The 15,070-nt window shown below is 55.8% G+C and carries 8 protein-coding genes; 4 read left to right on the plus strand and 4 right to left on the minus strand.

The genetic code is table 11. From position 1 onward, the window contains the following. Positions 1 to 272: 272 nt before the first annotated feature. On the plus strand, positions 273 to 1,982 hold the full coding sequence (gene flgK / locus Poly41_RS00440; protein ID WP_231615300.1) for a flagellar hook-associated protein FlgK: 1,710 nt from the start codon (positions 273 to 275) through the stop codon (positions 1,980 to 1,982). A 4-nt stretch (positions 1,983 to 1,986) separates the two neighbouring features. On the opposite strand, the gene Poly41_RS00445 is transcribed toward flgK, so the two are convergent. Beyond that, positions 1,987 to 3,075 (minus strand): DUF1570 domain-containing protein, encoded by a 1,089-nt coding sequence (locus Poly41_RS00445; protein ID WP_146523970.1) that lies wholly within the window; start codon positions 3,073 to 3,075, stop codon positions 1,987 to 1,989. 209 nt (positions 3,076 to 3,284) lie between these two features. Then, entirely contained in the window at positions 3,285 to 4,754 is a 1,470-nt protein-coding gene (locus tag Poly41_RS00450; protein WP_146523971.1) for an ABC transporter permease, read from the minus strand. A 91-nt stretch (positions 4,755 to 4,845) separates the two neighbouring features. Between Poly41_RS00450 and Poly41_RS00455 the strand changes: the two genes are divergently transcribed. The 3 genes from Poly41_RS00455 (at position 4,846) to Poly41_RS00465 (ending at position 10,477) form a co-directional block, all read left to right on the plus strand. After that, positions 4,846 to 6,555: an ABC1 kinase family protein gene (locus tag Poly41_RS00455; RefSeq protein WP_146523972.1), complete on the plus strand. Its 1,710-nt coding sequence runs from the start codon at positions 4,846 to 4,848 to the stop codon at positions 6,553 to 6,555. A 227-nt stretch (positions 6,556 to 6,782) separates the two neighbouring features. Then, complete coding sequence (locus Poly41_RS00460; RefSeq protein WP_146523973.1) at positions 6,783 to 9,083, plus strand: DUF1592 domain-containing protein; 2,301 nt, start codon at positions 6,783 to 6,785, stop codon at positions 9,081 to 9,083. Positions 9,084 to 9,127: 44 nt separating this feature from the next. After that, complete coding sequence (locus Poly41_RS00465; RefSeq protein WP_146523974.1) at positions 9,128 to 10,477, plus strand: DUF1552 domain-containing protein; 1,350 nt, start codon at positions 9,128 to 9,130, stop codon at positions 10,475 to 10,477. A 131-nt stretch (positions 10,478 to 10,608) separates the two neighbouring features. Here Poly41_RS00465 and Poly41_RS00470 read toward each other — a convergent pair whose 3' ends face one another. Then, positions 10,609 to 12,030 (minus strand): 2-oxo acid dehydrogenase subunit E2, encoded by a 1,422-nt coding sequence (locus Poly41_RS00470; protein ID WP_146523975.1) that lies wholly within the window; start codon positions 12,028 to 12,030, stop codon positions 10,609 to 10,611. Positions 12,031 to 12,115: 85 nt separating this feature from the next. Continuing rightward, positions 12,116 to 14,848 (minus strand): pyruvate dehydrogenase (acetyl-transferring), homodimeric type, encoded by a 2,733-nt coding sequence (gene aceE, locus Poly41_RS00475; protein WP_146523976.1) that lies wholly within the window; start codon positions 14,846 to 14,848, stop codon positions 12,116 to 12,118. Between the last annotated feature and the right edge of the window lie 222 nt (positions 14,849 to 15,070).

Raw genomic sequence — 15,070 nt, forward strand, 5'->3', positions numbered from 1 at the left:
GCCCCATGGCAGCGGGTGGCCCCAACTTGATGTGATCTTCCAAAGCGATGAGATGAACGGTCTCCGTTCCAACACCGCCCTCTGAGTCTAGTGAAAATCGCAGCTCACTGCAAAGTTTGGGGTGTCGAAATCGATCACGGAGCAACGAGGATGCGAGCCGGCAGATCCTGACGTCCTCGAAATCGCTCGTTCCTGCGTGTTTCCTCCCGTTTGTTCCAATTAGGTAAACCTCGCGGGCTCGGCATGCCGATGCCTAGAAGGAGACACTCTTCGTGCGTTGGGGATTCGGTATGGGCCTTCTCGGGACGATTCAGCAAGCAAAAGGTGGGCTGGATGTTGCGCAAATTGGGCTGCAGGTGGTCGGCAATAATGTTGCCAATGCCAATACGCCCGGCTATATCCGCCAGCAACTACAGCAGGCGTCTTCGGTCGCGGTTCGTGACGGGAACCTGATCAAAGGTCATGGCGTGTTGCCGACCGGCATCGTCCAAGTCATCGACCAGGCACTCGCCGAGCGAATGATGAATGCCAAGACCGCACTGACGGGTGCCGAGGCATTAGAAAAGGCCTACAACCAACTCGAAGAGCTGTCTTCGGACTTGGACAATACGGGCTTGAGTCAACAATTCTCACAGTTCAACAACTCGATTCATGAATTGTCCGCTCAACCCGGTGACACCTCGTTGCGAGAGTTCGTGATCTTGCAAGGCGAGACGCTGGCGAGCAACCTTCGTCGAACTCGCGAAAACGCGGTCGCTCAGCAGATCACTTGGGACGGTGATTTCAAAGAAATGGCCAATCAAATCAATCGCTTGACCGAGCGGATCGCAGAACTGAACCTCGAGATCTCGACCATCGAGGGGGGTGGCGGACTTCGCAATAGCGATGCGACGGGGCTGCGCGATCAACGGTACCGCGACCTCGAAGAGCTTTCCACCTACGTCCAAATCAACTACCAAGAACAAGCCAGCGGTGCGGTCAACGTCTTTGTCGGTGGCGACTACTTAGTCAGCAATAGCAACCAACGAGACGTGTTCAGCGACTACAGCGAATCGGCGGGTGGCCAGGAAATTCGGATCATTGAAACAGATTCGCCGCTCCAGGTGACCGGTGGAAAAATAGCCGCTTCCAAACAAGCACGCGACGGAGTCTTTGGAGACTATATTCAAAAGCTTGATAAGATCGCCGCCGCTCTGATTCGCAGTGTGAACGAGGTGCATTCGCAAGGACAGGGACGCGAAGCGTACCAATCGTTAACCTCAAGCTTCCAGGGCGAAGGTGGCGTTCCGTTAGCATCGTCCGGTATGACCTTCATTCCGGACAACGGCACCTTTGACATGAATCTGGTGGACGACGCAGGCGAGATCTTGTCGACTCACCAAATCGCTGTCCGACGACTTGGCCAAGTCAGTGATTCGTCGATCAATTCGGTTGTCGCAGAGATCGACGCGATTGCGGGAATCTCGGCCAGTGTCACCAGCGAGGGATACGTCGAGATTATCTCGGATTCGCCAACCTCAGGATTCACGTTTGGCGAAGACACCAGCGGTTTTTTGGCGGCGATTGGAATCAACACGTTTTTCGTCGGCAAGAACGCAGTCGACATTGACGTCAACGCACAACTCAAACGCAATAGCGATCTCTTGGCGATCAGCAGTGGGGGCATTGGAGAAGACACCGATGCACTCACTCGCTTGGTGGATCTGGTCGATCGTCCGCTCGATGAACTCGACGGTCGCAGCGTTCGCGGAGTCTACGAAGGCACGCTGGCAAGCCTCGGGCAAAAGGTCAGTTTGCAGAGCAGTGAAACCGAAGGGCTGCGTAATTTTCACTCAACCTTGGAAAGCCAGCATCTCTCGATCACCGGCGTCAACATTGATGAGGAATCGATCAAGATGATTGCCTATCAACGCGCCTTTCAAGCATCCTCCAAAGTGATCGCGACCGCCGCCGAGATGCTTGACATCTTGGTCAACCTCTAGCGACCTATCGCACGCGTCGCATGTAGGTGGTGAACTCGGCATCGAGTTCGTTTAGCGTCATGGCGAACGCTTTTTCGAACATCTCGATCCGCTCGCGTTTGGTACGCTCGACCTTCGTTTTCCCCGCGCTCAACGTTCGCAAATACTCGACATACTGTTCCCGTTTGGTTCGCAACAAGAAATAGGTCAGGGCCCAGCCTTCGGCATAAGCCGCTTCCGCCGTCGAGGCGTTTCGGAATCTGGTATCATCCGCGATCAGCGTCGTCAACGATTCTTCGGGCCGATTGCGAACGTAGTGGTTCCAACGCAGGAGATTCTTTTCATTGACCCGGCCAATGCCACGCCAACCGCGTGGGTTACGACGGTCGGGCGACTCGAAAAACATCGCCAATCCTTCGCTGACCCACATCGGATTGTCCGCGTAACGTCGTTGCAGCCCACAATTGTAGGACAATTGATGGGTTGCTTCGTGAATGATCGTCGAAACATTGCGTTCCCAATCTGGATTGTTGAATATCATCATGCGGTTATTTGCAAGGTGATAGTATCCAATCACCGATTGAGCCGCCTCACCGACTTCCTTTCCCGCATGCTTCAAGAACGATGAGCGATCGGCCAACACTAACGCCACCAAGGGGAAACGGGGTTTGGGCAACTCCCAACCTTGGTTCTTCCAATAGGCAAAGAAGCCACGATAGAGTTGTTCAAATAAACCAGCGACTTGACGAGCGTGCAGATCGTTCGTGTTGTAGACGATTACGTAATTGACGGTGCGATAGACCGAAAAGCCCGCAGGCATCTCCGCAAGCATTCGCGAGGCCATGGCATCGGCATCGATTGGCACGAGCTCCTCCTCATCCGACTGGCGCTGAACGATTTCCTCTGGCTGGATCGTCCAGATCTGTCCGTCATCTGCCAAAATCATGATGGCGCCATCTTGAGCTTCGACCAAGACCTCACCGGTCACTTCGCTTTCCTTCGAATCGCTCGTTTTCTTGAGGTTAACCGTTTCGACGCCGTGGGCATTTTCTAAACGGCAACAGAGCGCCATTGCGATCAGCATTGGGTACAACAGCAAGGCCGTTCGAAACATCGAGGTTCTTTCGTCCAAAGTCGTTTGCGAATCAAAGCGGAAAGACGCAAACACCCAATCCTACTCACACGCCGCCATTTGAGCACGACGTCATTCTAGCATGCCGTCAGCGATTCCCAAAACCCAAACGAGATTTCCGAATCTCGACCCACTGCTGAAAAGGTCGCAAGCCCCGTTTGGCGAAGATCGAAGGTGGTGCAGCGGTGCGGCTACCGTTTGCGACTGCGTCCCACGACGATCGCCAAACAGGCTACGACCCCCAAGTACCACAACGCCAGGGCCGCTTCCTGGTACCTGGCCCCACTGTGCAGGAGCCCAAAAAGCCGCGTGCCGACGGTCGAAACCCCGGGGGGCGAGACCGGTAACGTTACCGGAACGTCGCCCGACGCGAACAAGCCCGCGGCAACCACCGCCGTCACCAAGCTGGTGGCCATCAGCGGGCGATCGACCAGCCACAAACGTCGCCAGACTGCGAATTCCAGACGGGAACTCGACAACACGGTGTCACCGATTCCGCGATAGCCACTGCGCAGCACCCAATAGGCAATCGGTACCGCTCGCACCGCCAACGCAATCACCGTCGGCAAAAGGGTCTGCTCGTAGAGGACCCGAAAGCCTGGCAGATCCCATTGGAAGACTCCGACGACAGCAAGTCCCACGATCGGACCCGGAACACAAAAAACGACAACACTTGTCACATCCAAACAACGCTCGGTCCTTGGCTTTGAACGCCCGATGGCCGCCAAAGGCCAAGCCAACGCCGCCGAAACGACGCCGGTGACACCGCCAAGCACCAGCGTCCAAGTGTATTCCCGACCAAAGACGCTCGGCGCCACCCATAATTGACGGATGCCTCGCGCGAGCGACCAATGGGTTTCGATCGAACCGTCGACCACGGACACTTCGTGCCCGATTTTGACCACCAAACCCAACACGGGAACCGCCACAATCAGTAGCCCGGCGAGGGCCAGAATCGATACGGCAATCATGGCGTCGGCGGGACGTGGCGATTCCCCCATGCCGCGAACCAACATTTCGTCATGCTGCGGGGTCGGTGGCGCATTGCGAGAAACCAGCAATAACGTCCCGAGACCTAACGCCAATCCCAACGGCAACGCGATCGTAGTGAGAATCGCGTGCAGATTAGGATTCACTGCGTAAAACAGGTAGAACTCGTCGGCAATCGTACGGTATCCGTACAAGTCAACCACCGTCATCTCGGTTGACGCGATCGCGGCATTGATGATGACCGTAGCTAAGATCCACGGCCACGCCATGGGCAGGCGGATCGTCCACCACGCCCGCAACGGACTGAAATCGAGCATTGCACTTTCGACCACCGCTCGCGATTGACGCGTCGTGCCATACCAGGTTGCCAGCGCCGTGATTGCGGATCCGACCATGGCATGAATCCATCCCGACGCGACCAATCCACGAAACGCTTCAAAAGAACGAGCGCCGGTTTGGGTCAGACAGAGCCAACCGAATTTTCCCGCCGTCGCTTCCCACGCCGCCGCATGGAGGATCAGAGGCATCGCAACCGCGACAACCATCGCCACCAGAAAAGCGTCCGAAACCAGCCGGCCGATTCTGCCACAGCGGCGAACCGTGTCGGTGGCCCAAGCCGAGGGAATTCCGATCGCGAGGGACACACTGACGGCAACCGCTATAAGCTGCAAAGTCGAAAAAAGCGGTTGCCACCCACTCAAAGAAAAGATCTCCCGAAAAACAGCGAATCATTCACAGACCGTTCGCACTAGAATCGTAACTATGAAAATAACTGCAATCCCCCAACTGTATCGAAATCTGAAGCGATGGCGAGAAATCCTTGCCGTGTTGCAGCGGTATGGGTTAGCGGATTGGATGAGCCAATTTCAAAAGTTGCCGTTTCGCGATCGAATCACCGACCCCGCCGGCGTTCCGCTTTCGAACTATTCTCGCGAACAGCGTGTTCGCATGGCCCTCACCGACCTGGGGCCGACCTTCATCAAACTCGGTCAGATTCTCGCGGCGCGACCCGACTTAGTCGGCCCAAAACTTGGCAACGAACTCAAACGATTGCGGGCCGATGTCCAGCCGGATGCCATCGAGAAGGTCCGCGCGACACTAACAAAGGAACTTGGCGATGGTTACCTCGACCAGTTTCAATTCATCGACCACCAGCCGCTGGCGACGGCATCGATCGGCCAAGTTCATCGAGCGACACTCAACGACGGTCGCTCCGTTGTGATCAAGGTCATGCGTGCCGACATCGAAAAGACGATGCGTCAGGACATGGAGGTGCTTGCGGGGGTCGCCCAGTTGGCGGAGCGAGTCGAGGCCTTTGCCGCGTGGGGACCGTGCCAAATGGCCAGCCAGTTGTCGACGATGCTACAGCGTGAACTTGATTTCGGCCGTGAACGTCAAAACCTGGAATTCTTCGCCGAGATGCTTGCCGATCGCAGTGACGAGGTGGCGATCCCACGACCGGTTCGCAGCCTCTGCACCCGAAGCGTGTTGGTGATGGACGAATTGGTGGGACAAACGCTATCCGAATTCCTGCATGATGCCTCCGATGCCACACAGCGTGTCGAATGCAAACAACGGTTGTCCGAGATCATCGCCGGCGTTTACTTGACGATGATCTTTGACGCAGGCTTGTTCCATGCCGATCCCCACCTTGGCAACCTGCTGCTGCTCGATGATGGACGATTGGGGATCTTGGACTTTGGCATGGTGGGGCGGATTGATGAAACGCTGCGTGAAACGATCGAAGAGATGATGGGATGCATCGCTCGTGGTGACCAGAATCGCCTGACTCGATTGATCCGCCGCATCGGTGATGCGCCTCCGACGCTCGACGAATCGTCCTTGGCGATTGACGCAGCCGAGTTTGTCGGAACGTTCGGACGACAAAGTCTCGGTGACTTTGATTTAACCGGGGCGCTGAATGAATTGAGCGACATGTTGCATCGACATGCCATCAAGTTACCGAACCAATCAGCCTTACTATTAAAAATGCTGATTTCGCTCGAGGGAACGCTGCGCGAACTTGGCGCCAGTTTCGATTCCTTGCAGATCGTACAGACCTTTGTCCGCAAATCGATGCTCAGCCGACTGAGCCCAAAGCGACGCATCCGCCAAGCACGGCGGATCTATATGGAAGCGGAGAATTTCCTGGAAATCGCTCCTGACGAAGTCTTGACGCTCTTGCAACAGGCGCGTCGTGGCGAGGTTCGTATGATTTTAGAACACCAACGGATCGGCCCGACCGTGAACCGGATGGTGCTGGGGTTGATGGCCAGTGCGGTGTTCCTTGGGTCCTCGTTGATGTTGGCGATGAAGGTGCCGCCTGTGCTGTTCCAGGAAGCCTCGCTCTTGGGGATCGAACGAATCAGCTTGCTCGGTTTGATCGGGGTCCTCGCGAGTGTCGCGGTCATGATGTGGCTGCTGTTGGCCATCAACCGCAGCGGCCATCTGACACGAAACAACGATGACTGAGCAGGTTGCCGGAGAGTAAAGGGCAACGCGACGTCGCCACGAGCGTGGGAAGTGCCTTTTTGAAATTCGAGTGGCGTTTCTTAATTTTGTGCCGTTTCTTAATTGAGGTGCAATCCGACGTCGATGTCGCATTTCGCCCATTGCCAGAAGCTTGGATCGCCTATAATGGAGCATTCCTCCCCCCCCCCGAACCTGCCGCAGCTCCATCCGTTTACCTCGTGAACGCCATGCACTTTCTGCACCCCCCCCGCACCCTCCTGCGACTGACCTTGTCGACCTTGTGCGTTTTCGCATGGTCTGGCCCCTTGCTGGCCGATCAAGCGACGACGGAGTCGGTCTATAGCGACTCGCTCCTTCCGCTGCTGCGGACCTACTGTTTTGATTGCCACGACAGCGGAAGCGACCTTTCGCTTGAAGACGATGATTCCGCCACCAAGATTGCCGGCAATCGCAAACTCTGGCAACGAGCGTTCGCTCAGGTGCAGCTGGGGACGATGCCTCCCGAAGACGGCGAAACCATGGCCGCCGCTGTGCGAATGCGGATGGTCGACATGCTCGACCAAGTCACCAATTCGGTCGATTGCATTCAAGCCCCTAACGCGGGCAAGGTTGTTCTTCGACGATTGAACCGAACGGAATACCGAAACACCATTCGTGATCTGACAGGCGTCGACTACCAGCCTGCTGACAATTTCCCAGGTGATGACGTCGGTTATGGGTTCGACAACATCGGCGATGTTTTGTCGTTGCCTCCGATCTTGCTCGAAAAATACCTCGATGCGGCCGAGGTCATTTCAGGACAAGCGATCTTGACTCCCCTGCCACCGCAGATTTTTGAAACCGAATTGGCGGCCGTCTCCTTGGTCGATGCACGCAAGTATGGTCGCGGCGATCATTTGACGCTTTCGAGCCAGGGTACCGTCGCCTTGGAAGTCGAGATTCCGTTTCAAGCGACCTATGACTTGACGGTTTCCGCCAGTGGCGATCAAGGTGGCGACGAACCGGTCAAAATGGAAGTCGTGGTTGGAAAAAGTAAGCAAATCGTTGACGTCAAGAACAAACAAATGGAACCGATCACCATTCCGGTACGCTTGGATCGAGGAAAACGGAGAATTGAATTTAGCTTTATCAATGACTACTACCTGGCTGGCAAGGCTGACCGCAACTTGCATCTTTACCACGTTCATCTGGTCGGGACCGAGCCAGCTGCGAAGAGGGTAAAGGAGAGTAATTTACCGGCCAGCCATCGCAAGATTATCTTTGTAACGCCATCCGACACATGCAGTGAAGACCAGGCGACCCAGCAAGTGCTCGAACCGTTGACAAGGCGTGCGTTTCGTCGGCCGGTCAACCCACAGGAAATCGGCCGGTTGGCTCGATTAGCTGCGAGCGTTCGTGCGGACGGCGCGACGTTTGAAGAATCGATCCAAGTGGCGCTGCAAGCGATTTTGGTGTCCCCGCATTTCTTGTTCAAAGTGGAATCGCCTCCGGAAAAGAGTGGATCAGGTCAATCACCCGTCAACCCGTACGAGTTGGCGACACGCATCTCGTATTTCTTGTGGAGCAGCATGCCTGATGACGAACTGCTTCAAATGGCAAGCAAGGACCAACTTCGCGATCGAGAGCCATTGCTTCGCAAAGTCGGCGACATGATTCTTGATCCGCGGTCGAACGCGTTGATCGAGAACTTTGCTGGACAATGGCTCCAACTCCGAACATTACAGAATGTCGAACCGGACGGCGACCAGTTTCCTTTATTTGACGATCACATCCGCCAATTGATGCAAACGGAAACGTTGACCTTTTTCGCCTCGGTGATGCGAGATAACCGCCCCGTGACCGATCTGCTGGATGCCAACTTCACCTACGTGAACGAGGACCTCGCAAAATTTTATGGTTTTGACAAGGTGCTGGGAGCAGACTTCCGCAAAGTCTCACTCGAAGGGACTCCGCGAGGCGGATTGTTGACTCAGGCGAGCATTTTAACCGTAACAAGCAATCCGACACGAACCAGTCCTGTAAAACGTGGAAAGTGGATTTTGGAGAATTTGCTCAATACGCCACCTCCCCCACCGCCTCCGAACGTTCCCGAGTTGGAGAAGGGGATTCTCAGTGGGACGCTACGCGAGCGGCTTGAGGAACACCGAGCGAACCCAGCATGTGCTGCCTGCCACAACATGATGGACCCGCTCGGCTTTGCACTGGAGCACTTCGATGCGATCGGCCGCTATCGAAATCTCGATGGCGAGCAACCGATTGATGCCAGCGGGAAGTTGCCCGATGGAACCGAATTCTCGGGCATTGAGGATTTGCGTCGCATTCTGTCACAACAACGGGGGGATCAATTCGTCCGCTGCCTGGCAGAGAAGATGTTGATTTATGCGATCGGTCGAGGGACCGAGTACTATGACAAATGTGCACTGGACGAAATCATGGGCGATTTGCGTCAAAACGATTACCGATTTGCTGATTTGGTGTCGTCCATCATTGAAAGTGAACCCTTCCAAAGCCAAGGTTCTCGCGAGTAGCTCGCGTTGGAACCCCACCCCTGACCCCGAATGAGATCATCGCCATGCCAAACCCACTCTCGCGACGCACGATTCTGCGCGGCCTCGGCGTCTCGATTGCCTTACCGTTGCTTGAATCCATGTCGCCGTCTCGGCTGCTCGCTGCGACCAGCAAACCAGCCGCAGCACCGCTGCGCATGGGCTTCTTTTATGTGCCAAACGGAATGCACATGCCGGACTGGACACCCAAGCAAGAAGGGGCGAAGTTTGAATTGCCTGAGACGTTGGCTGGTTTGTCCGAATGTCGCGACAAGTTCAATGTGCTGACGGGATTGACGCTGGATGGAGCCTACGCGCATGGTGACGGCGGCGGTGACCACGCCCGCAGCGTTGCCGCGTTCTTGACAGGGGCCCATCCGCGAAAAACCAACGGTGCGGATATCCAAAACGGCGTTTCCGTGGATCAGCTTGCCGCCCAGCAGATTGGCGGGGCGACCCGGTTTGGGTCTCTTGAACTCGGGCTTGAAGCGAGCGCTCAAAGTGGGAACTGTGACAGCGGATACAGCTGTGCCTATGCATCGAACATGTCATGGCGAGGTCCCACCAACCCGGTCGCCAAAGAAATTGATCCCCGAGCTTTATTCGATCGGTTGTTCGAGGGTCAAACGGTGAAGGCGACTCGGCGCGCCAAAAGTGTTCGTGAGAAGTATCGAAAAAGTGTCCTCGACTTTGTTCAAGAGGATGCCAAGCGGTTGCACCAAAAGCTGCCAGAGATCGATCGTCGGAAACTGGATGAATATCTCTACGCGGTCCGCGATGTCGAAAAACGGATTGCCGGTGCGGACCGACTGGGGATTTCCGAAGAAGGGGTGCCTGACTACCCGCGGCCCAGCGGTGTGCCTCGCCAAATGGTCGAGCACTCCAAGTTGATGATGGACATGATCACATTGGCGATCCAAACCGACAGTTCGCGGATTGTCTCGTTCATGTTTACCAACGCAGGCAGCAACCGAAGCTATCCAGAAATTGGTGTCAGCGAAGGGCATCACGAACTATCGCACCACGGCAAGAGCAAACACAAGCAAGCTCAAATTGCGAAAATCAATCGGTTCCATGTCGATCAGTTTGCTTACCTGCTGAAACGACTCAGCAGTGTGTCCGAGGGCGAGGGGACGTTGCTCGACCACTGCATGCTGGTCTACGGCAGCGGCATTAGCGACGGCGATCGACATAACCACGATGATTTGCCCATCTTGTTAGCGGGCAGCGGAGCAGGACGCATCCAAAGCGGACGCCACCTGCGATACGAAAACAAAACGCCGCTGTGCAATTTGTATCTGTGGATGATGCAACAGATGGGCGTCCAAGCCGACAAATTCGGCGATAGCAATGCCGTGCTCCCCAACTTGACCTAATTTGCTAGGGGACTGTCAGCACTAAATTTTAGGGTAGTGGATTTCGCCAGAAATCCGTAACTCAAATAGTCTTGGAGACTTCTGGCGAAGTCCACTACGTCCCAACTCGCCGTTTTAAACTTGACAGTCCACTAAAGCGCCAACAGCAATCGGCTCGGCGCTTCGAGGTAACCAATCACATCGTTGAGGAACCGTGCTGCGGTGCCTCCGTCGACGAGTCGGTGATCGTAGGACAGACTGAGCGGCATCATTAAACGCGGCTGAATCGAATCGTCAGGCATCACCACGGGCAGCTTGCGGCTTCGACCGACCAGCAGAATGGCGACTTCTGGAACATTCACGATCGGTGTGGAATAGGTTCCCCCGATCGCTCCGAGGTTACTGATCGTAAACGTACCGCCTCGCAAATCGCTAACCGCGAATTGACCACCACGCACCTTACCCGACATCTCTGCCAGCGAGCGAGTGATTTCGGGAACGCCCATGCGATCTGCGTGGTGCATCACCGGAACGACCAAGCCGCGATCGGTATCGACGGCGATTCCAACGTTGACGAATTCCTTGTACAAGATCTGCTCGTTCTCTTGATCGACCGCCGCGTTGATGGTGGGGTGATGTCGCAATGCCGTTGCCACCGCCTTGATCAAGAAGGGCATCGATGTCAGTTTCAAACCCTGCGCAGCGTAGTCTTCTTTACTTGATTTGCGGAGCCGTTCCAGATCCGTGATGTCGGCATCGTCAAAATTCGTGACTCTCGGCACCGCTGACCAACTGGCGTGCATTTGTTTCGCGATCGTTTTTCGCATGCGGTCCATACGCTCGACACGAATGGGCCCAAAATCATCGACCGCCGGTGCCGCGGCGGCTTCCAACGAATCCATGGTCGAACCCGAGTCTGCTTTCGCAGTCGATCCGCTGCGGGCGGTTTCTTGGTTGGTTCGGACGACGGCCAACACGTCTTCTCGGGTGATCCTTCCACCTTCGCCGCTACCGCGAACCGACGCCAAATCGACGCTGACTTCCCGCGCGAAACGGCGAATCGCGGGGCCAGCGGCGATGGCACTCCCCGCTTCGACGGGACTGGGTGCCGGCGCGGCGGGTGCAGGGGGCGTTGGCGTTACTGCCACGGCCGGCTGTTTGACCGCCGCGGGTGCTGAAGCCGCTTGTGCAGCCGCCGGTGGTGCAGCTGTGGGCTGGGGTGGTTCCAGTGGGGCAACCGGCGCGGCTTTGGGTTCCGTCGCTGCCTCGGGCTTGGGTTCCGCTTTGGCTTGCGGGGCTGCCGCGGGTTTGGGTTCGGCTGGCGCCGCAGCTCCCTCGGCAGCTTCCACTTCCAAGATCACGCCGCCGATCTCAACCGTGTCCCCTTCGCTGACCAGAATTTTGGTCACCTTGCCGCCTACAGACGCGGGAACCGGAACGGTTGCCTTGTCGGTTTCCATTTCGACAATGTCTTGGCCTTGGGTGATCACATCACCAACGGAGACGAAGACTTCCAAAACATCGCCCGATTCGATGCCGTCGCCCAACTCAGGCAGCTTTACTTCAGTAGCCATATCAGTCGTTTTCAGTTTTCAGTTTTCAGATTGTCAGTGAGCAGCAGTGCAGCGGGAAAGCGTTGACGACTTTCCGCTACGAGAATCACGCAAAATAGGGATTTGGCTTGTCCGCGTCAAAGCCAAGGTCCTTGATGGCGTCGGCAACTTCGGCAGGCGTGAATACGCCCGTTTTGCTGAGCCGGCTGAGCGTTGCAATGGTGATCGATTCTTTGTCGACCTCAAAATGTCGGCGGAGCGATTCACGCGTATCACTGCGCCCCATCCCGTCGGTCCCGAGAACAAAGTAGTCGCCTGGAATCCAGGGTTGCAATTGTTCGCCCAATGCCCGGACGTAGTCGCTCGCCGAGATGAACGGCCCTTCGACCCCCTCGAGCACTTCTTCCAGGTAGCTCTTCCGCGGCGTTTCGGTCGGATGCAACATGTTCCAGCGGCTGCAATCCGCGGCTTCTCGCCGCAATTGCGTGTAACTCGTGACGCTCCACACATCGCTGGCGATGTTGTACCGGTCGGCAAGCAAGGTTTGGGCAGCGAGTGCCGAATTCAAAATGGCACCACTACCGAATAACTGCACGCGTGCTTTCGGGTTCTCGACTTCGCGGCTGTGATATTTGTAAATCCCCTTGATGATGCCCTCTTCGCAGCCCAACGGCATTTCGGGATGATCATATGCCTCGTTCTCGGCGGTGATGTAGTAGATGCAAGTCTCCCCATCTTGATACATCCTCTTGAGCCCTTCCATGATGATCACGACCGCTTCATAGGCAAAAGCGGGGTCATAAGCACGCACGGTCGGGAAGGCGATCGCGTTGAGCAAACTGTGCCCATCTTGGTGTTGCAGCCCTTCACCATTGAGCGTCGTTCGACCTGCGGTGCCGCCAATCAGAAAGCCTTTCGCTCGCATGTCCGCAGCGGCCCAAATCAGGTCACCGATCCGTTGGAACCCGAACATACTGTAGTAAATGTAAAACGGAATCATGTTGATCCCGTGAGCGCTGTAAGCGGTTCCCGCAGCATTAAAGCTGGCCATCGAACCGGCTTCGGTGATCCCTTCTTCGAGAATTTGCCCGTCTCGAGCTTCCTTGTAGTAAGTGATTTGCTCGGAATCGACGGGTTCGTAGAGTTGGCCTGCGTGAGCGTAGATACCGAACTGACGAAACATCCCTTCCATCCCAAACGTTCGCGATTCATCGGGAACGATCGGAACAATGTTTTTGCCGATCTTCTTATCGCGGCACAATGCAATCAAGGTTTGCACCACGGCAAAGGTGGTGCTGATATTCTTGTTCTCGACCTTGCGAATGACCTTGCGGTACTCCTCGAGCGTTGGAACCTCCACCGTGGGATGGATTTCCGGTCGGCTTGGCACCGACCCACCCAACTTGGCACGACGTTCCTTCAGGTATTTGATTTCTTGGCTATTTGCCGGAGGTCGATAAAACGGTGCCTTGCCGACTTCTTCATCACTAATGGGAATACCGAAGCGGGTGCGAAACTCAAGCAGTTCCTCTTCATTCATCTTCTTTTGGTTGTGGGCAACGTTTCGACCTTCTCCTGCTTCACCAAGGCCATAGCCTTTGACGGTCTTGGCGAGGATCACGGTCGGTTTTCCATTCTTCAACTCGGTCGCCAACTGATAGGCCGCGAACACTTTTTCGGGGTCGTGCCCACCACGTCGCATCTTCTCCAATCGCTCGTCGCTATAGTTTTCGACTAACTTGAGCAGTTCCGGGTACTTACCAAAGAAGTGCTCGCGGATATAGCTGCCAGGCATCCCGGTGTATTTCTGGTATTGACCATCGACCACTTCGTTCATTCGCTTGACGAGTAACCCCGATACGTCTTTCGCGAGCAGTTGGTCCCAATCATCGCCCCAGACCACTTTGATGACATTCCAACCCGCCCCACGGAATATCGACTCGAGTTCCTGGATGATTTTTCCATTCCCTCGTACCGGACCGTCGAGACGTTGCAGGTTGCAATTGATCACAAAGGTTAGGTTTTCGAGTTTCTCGCGAGCGGCCAAACCGATCGCCCCGAGTGTTTCCGGTTCGTCGCACTCGCCATCGCCAAGGAATGCCCAAACGCGTTGATCCGCTGTGTCTTTTAGCCCGCGGTCGCGAAGGTACTCGTTGAAGCGAGCTTGATAAATGGCCATGATGGGCCCAAGCCCCATCGACACGGTGGGGTATTCCCAAAAACCAGGCATCAGCCAAGGGTGCGGGTAGCTGCTCAGCCCGCCACCGGGAGCAAGCTCGCGACGGAAATTTTCGAGGTGCGACTCATCCAACCGTCCTTCCAAATAGGCACGGCTGTACATCCCTGGGGACGCATGCCCCTGAAAATAGATGGTATCGCCCGAGTAGCCATCCTCGCCACGACCTTTGAAAAAGTGATTGAACGCGATTTCGTACAACGTCGCACTCGATGCGAAGGTGCTGATGTGGCCTCCGACGCCCCCCTCGCGTTTGTTCGCGCGAACGACCATGGCCATCGCGTTCCAGCGGACGATCGATTTGATCCGTCGCTCGAGCTCGCGATTTCCTGGGAACGCGGGCTGATCGCTGACTGGAATCGTGTTCACATAGGGCGTGCTGGTATCTTCGTCCGATTGGATGCCCTCTTCCGCCGCCCGATCGCGGAGCTGTTCGAGCAGGAAGCGAACGCGCGCGGCCCCTTTGCTTTGCAAAACATAGTCGAGGGACGCGAGCCACTCGTGGGTTTCTGCCACGTCAATGTCTAACTCGGTTTCGTGAGCTTCGAGCTCACCGAGGAGCTGCTGGACTTCTTCTTGAGCGACCGATTTTGAATCCGACATATTCTACTTTTTTCTCTGTTGTACCTTCACGCGTATGTACCTTCACGCGTTACGATGGGCTCTGGATCACCCAGGAACAGGGGACTGTCCCCGCCACGAAGCAATGTTTGCTGGTTTGGCCACAATTGTAGACCGACTGAAAGCCACAGTTATAGCCGCGGATGGGCGTGTTTTAGCGATTTTAGACACGAGTGGCGACTATTGGCCGAGAATTGTACCGTA

Source organism: Novipirellula artificiosorum (genome assembly GCF_007860135.1).
In the GTDB taxonomy this organism is placed as follows: Bacteria; Planctomycetota; Planctomycetia; order Pirellulales; family Pirellulaceae; genus Novipirellula_A; species Novipirellula_A artificiosorum.

Coding starts and splice junctions, on each gene's coding strand:
- Poly41_RS00445 (WP_146523970.1), bottom strand. CDS start 3,075: ATGTTTCGAACGGCCTTGCTGTTGTACCCAATGCTGATCGCAATGGCG.
- Poly41_RS00455 (WP_146523972.1), top strand. CDS start 4,846: ATGAAAATAACTGCAATCCCCCAACTGTATCGAAATCTGAAGCGATGG.
- Poly41_RS00460 (WP_146523973.1), top strand. CDS start 6,783: ATGCACTTTCTGCACCCCCCCCGCACCCTCCTGCGACTGACCTTGTCG.
- Poly41_RS00465 (WP_146523974.1), top strand. CDS start 9,128: ATGCCAAACCCACTCTCGCGACGCACGATTCTGCGCGGCCTCGGCGTC.
- Poly41_RS00470 (WP_146523975.1), bottom strand. CDS start 12,030: ATGGCTACTGAAGTAAAGCTGCCTGAGTTGGGCGACGGCATCGAATCG.
- aceE (WP_146523976.1), bottom strand. CDS start 14,848: ATGTCGGATTCAAAATCGGTCGCTCAAGAAGAAGTCCAGCAGCTCCTC.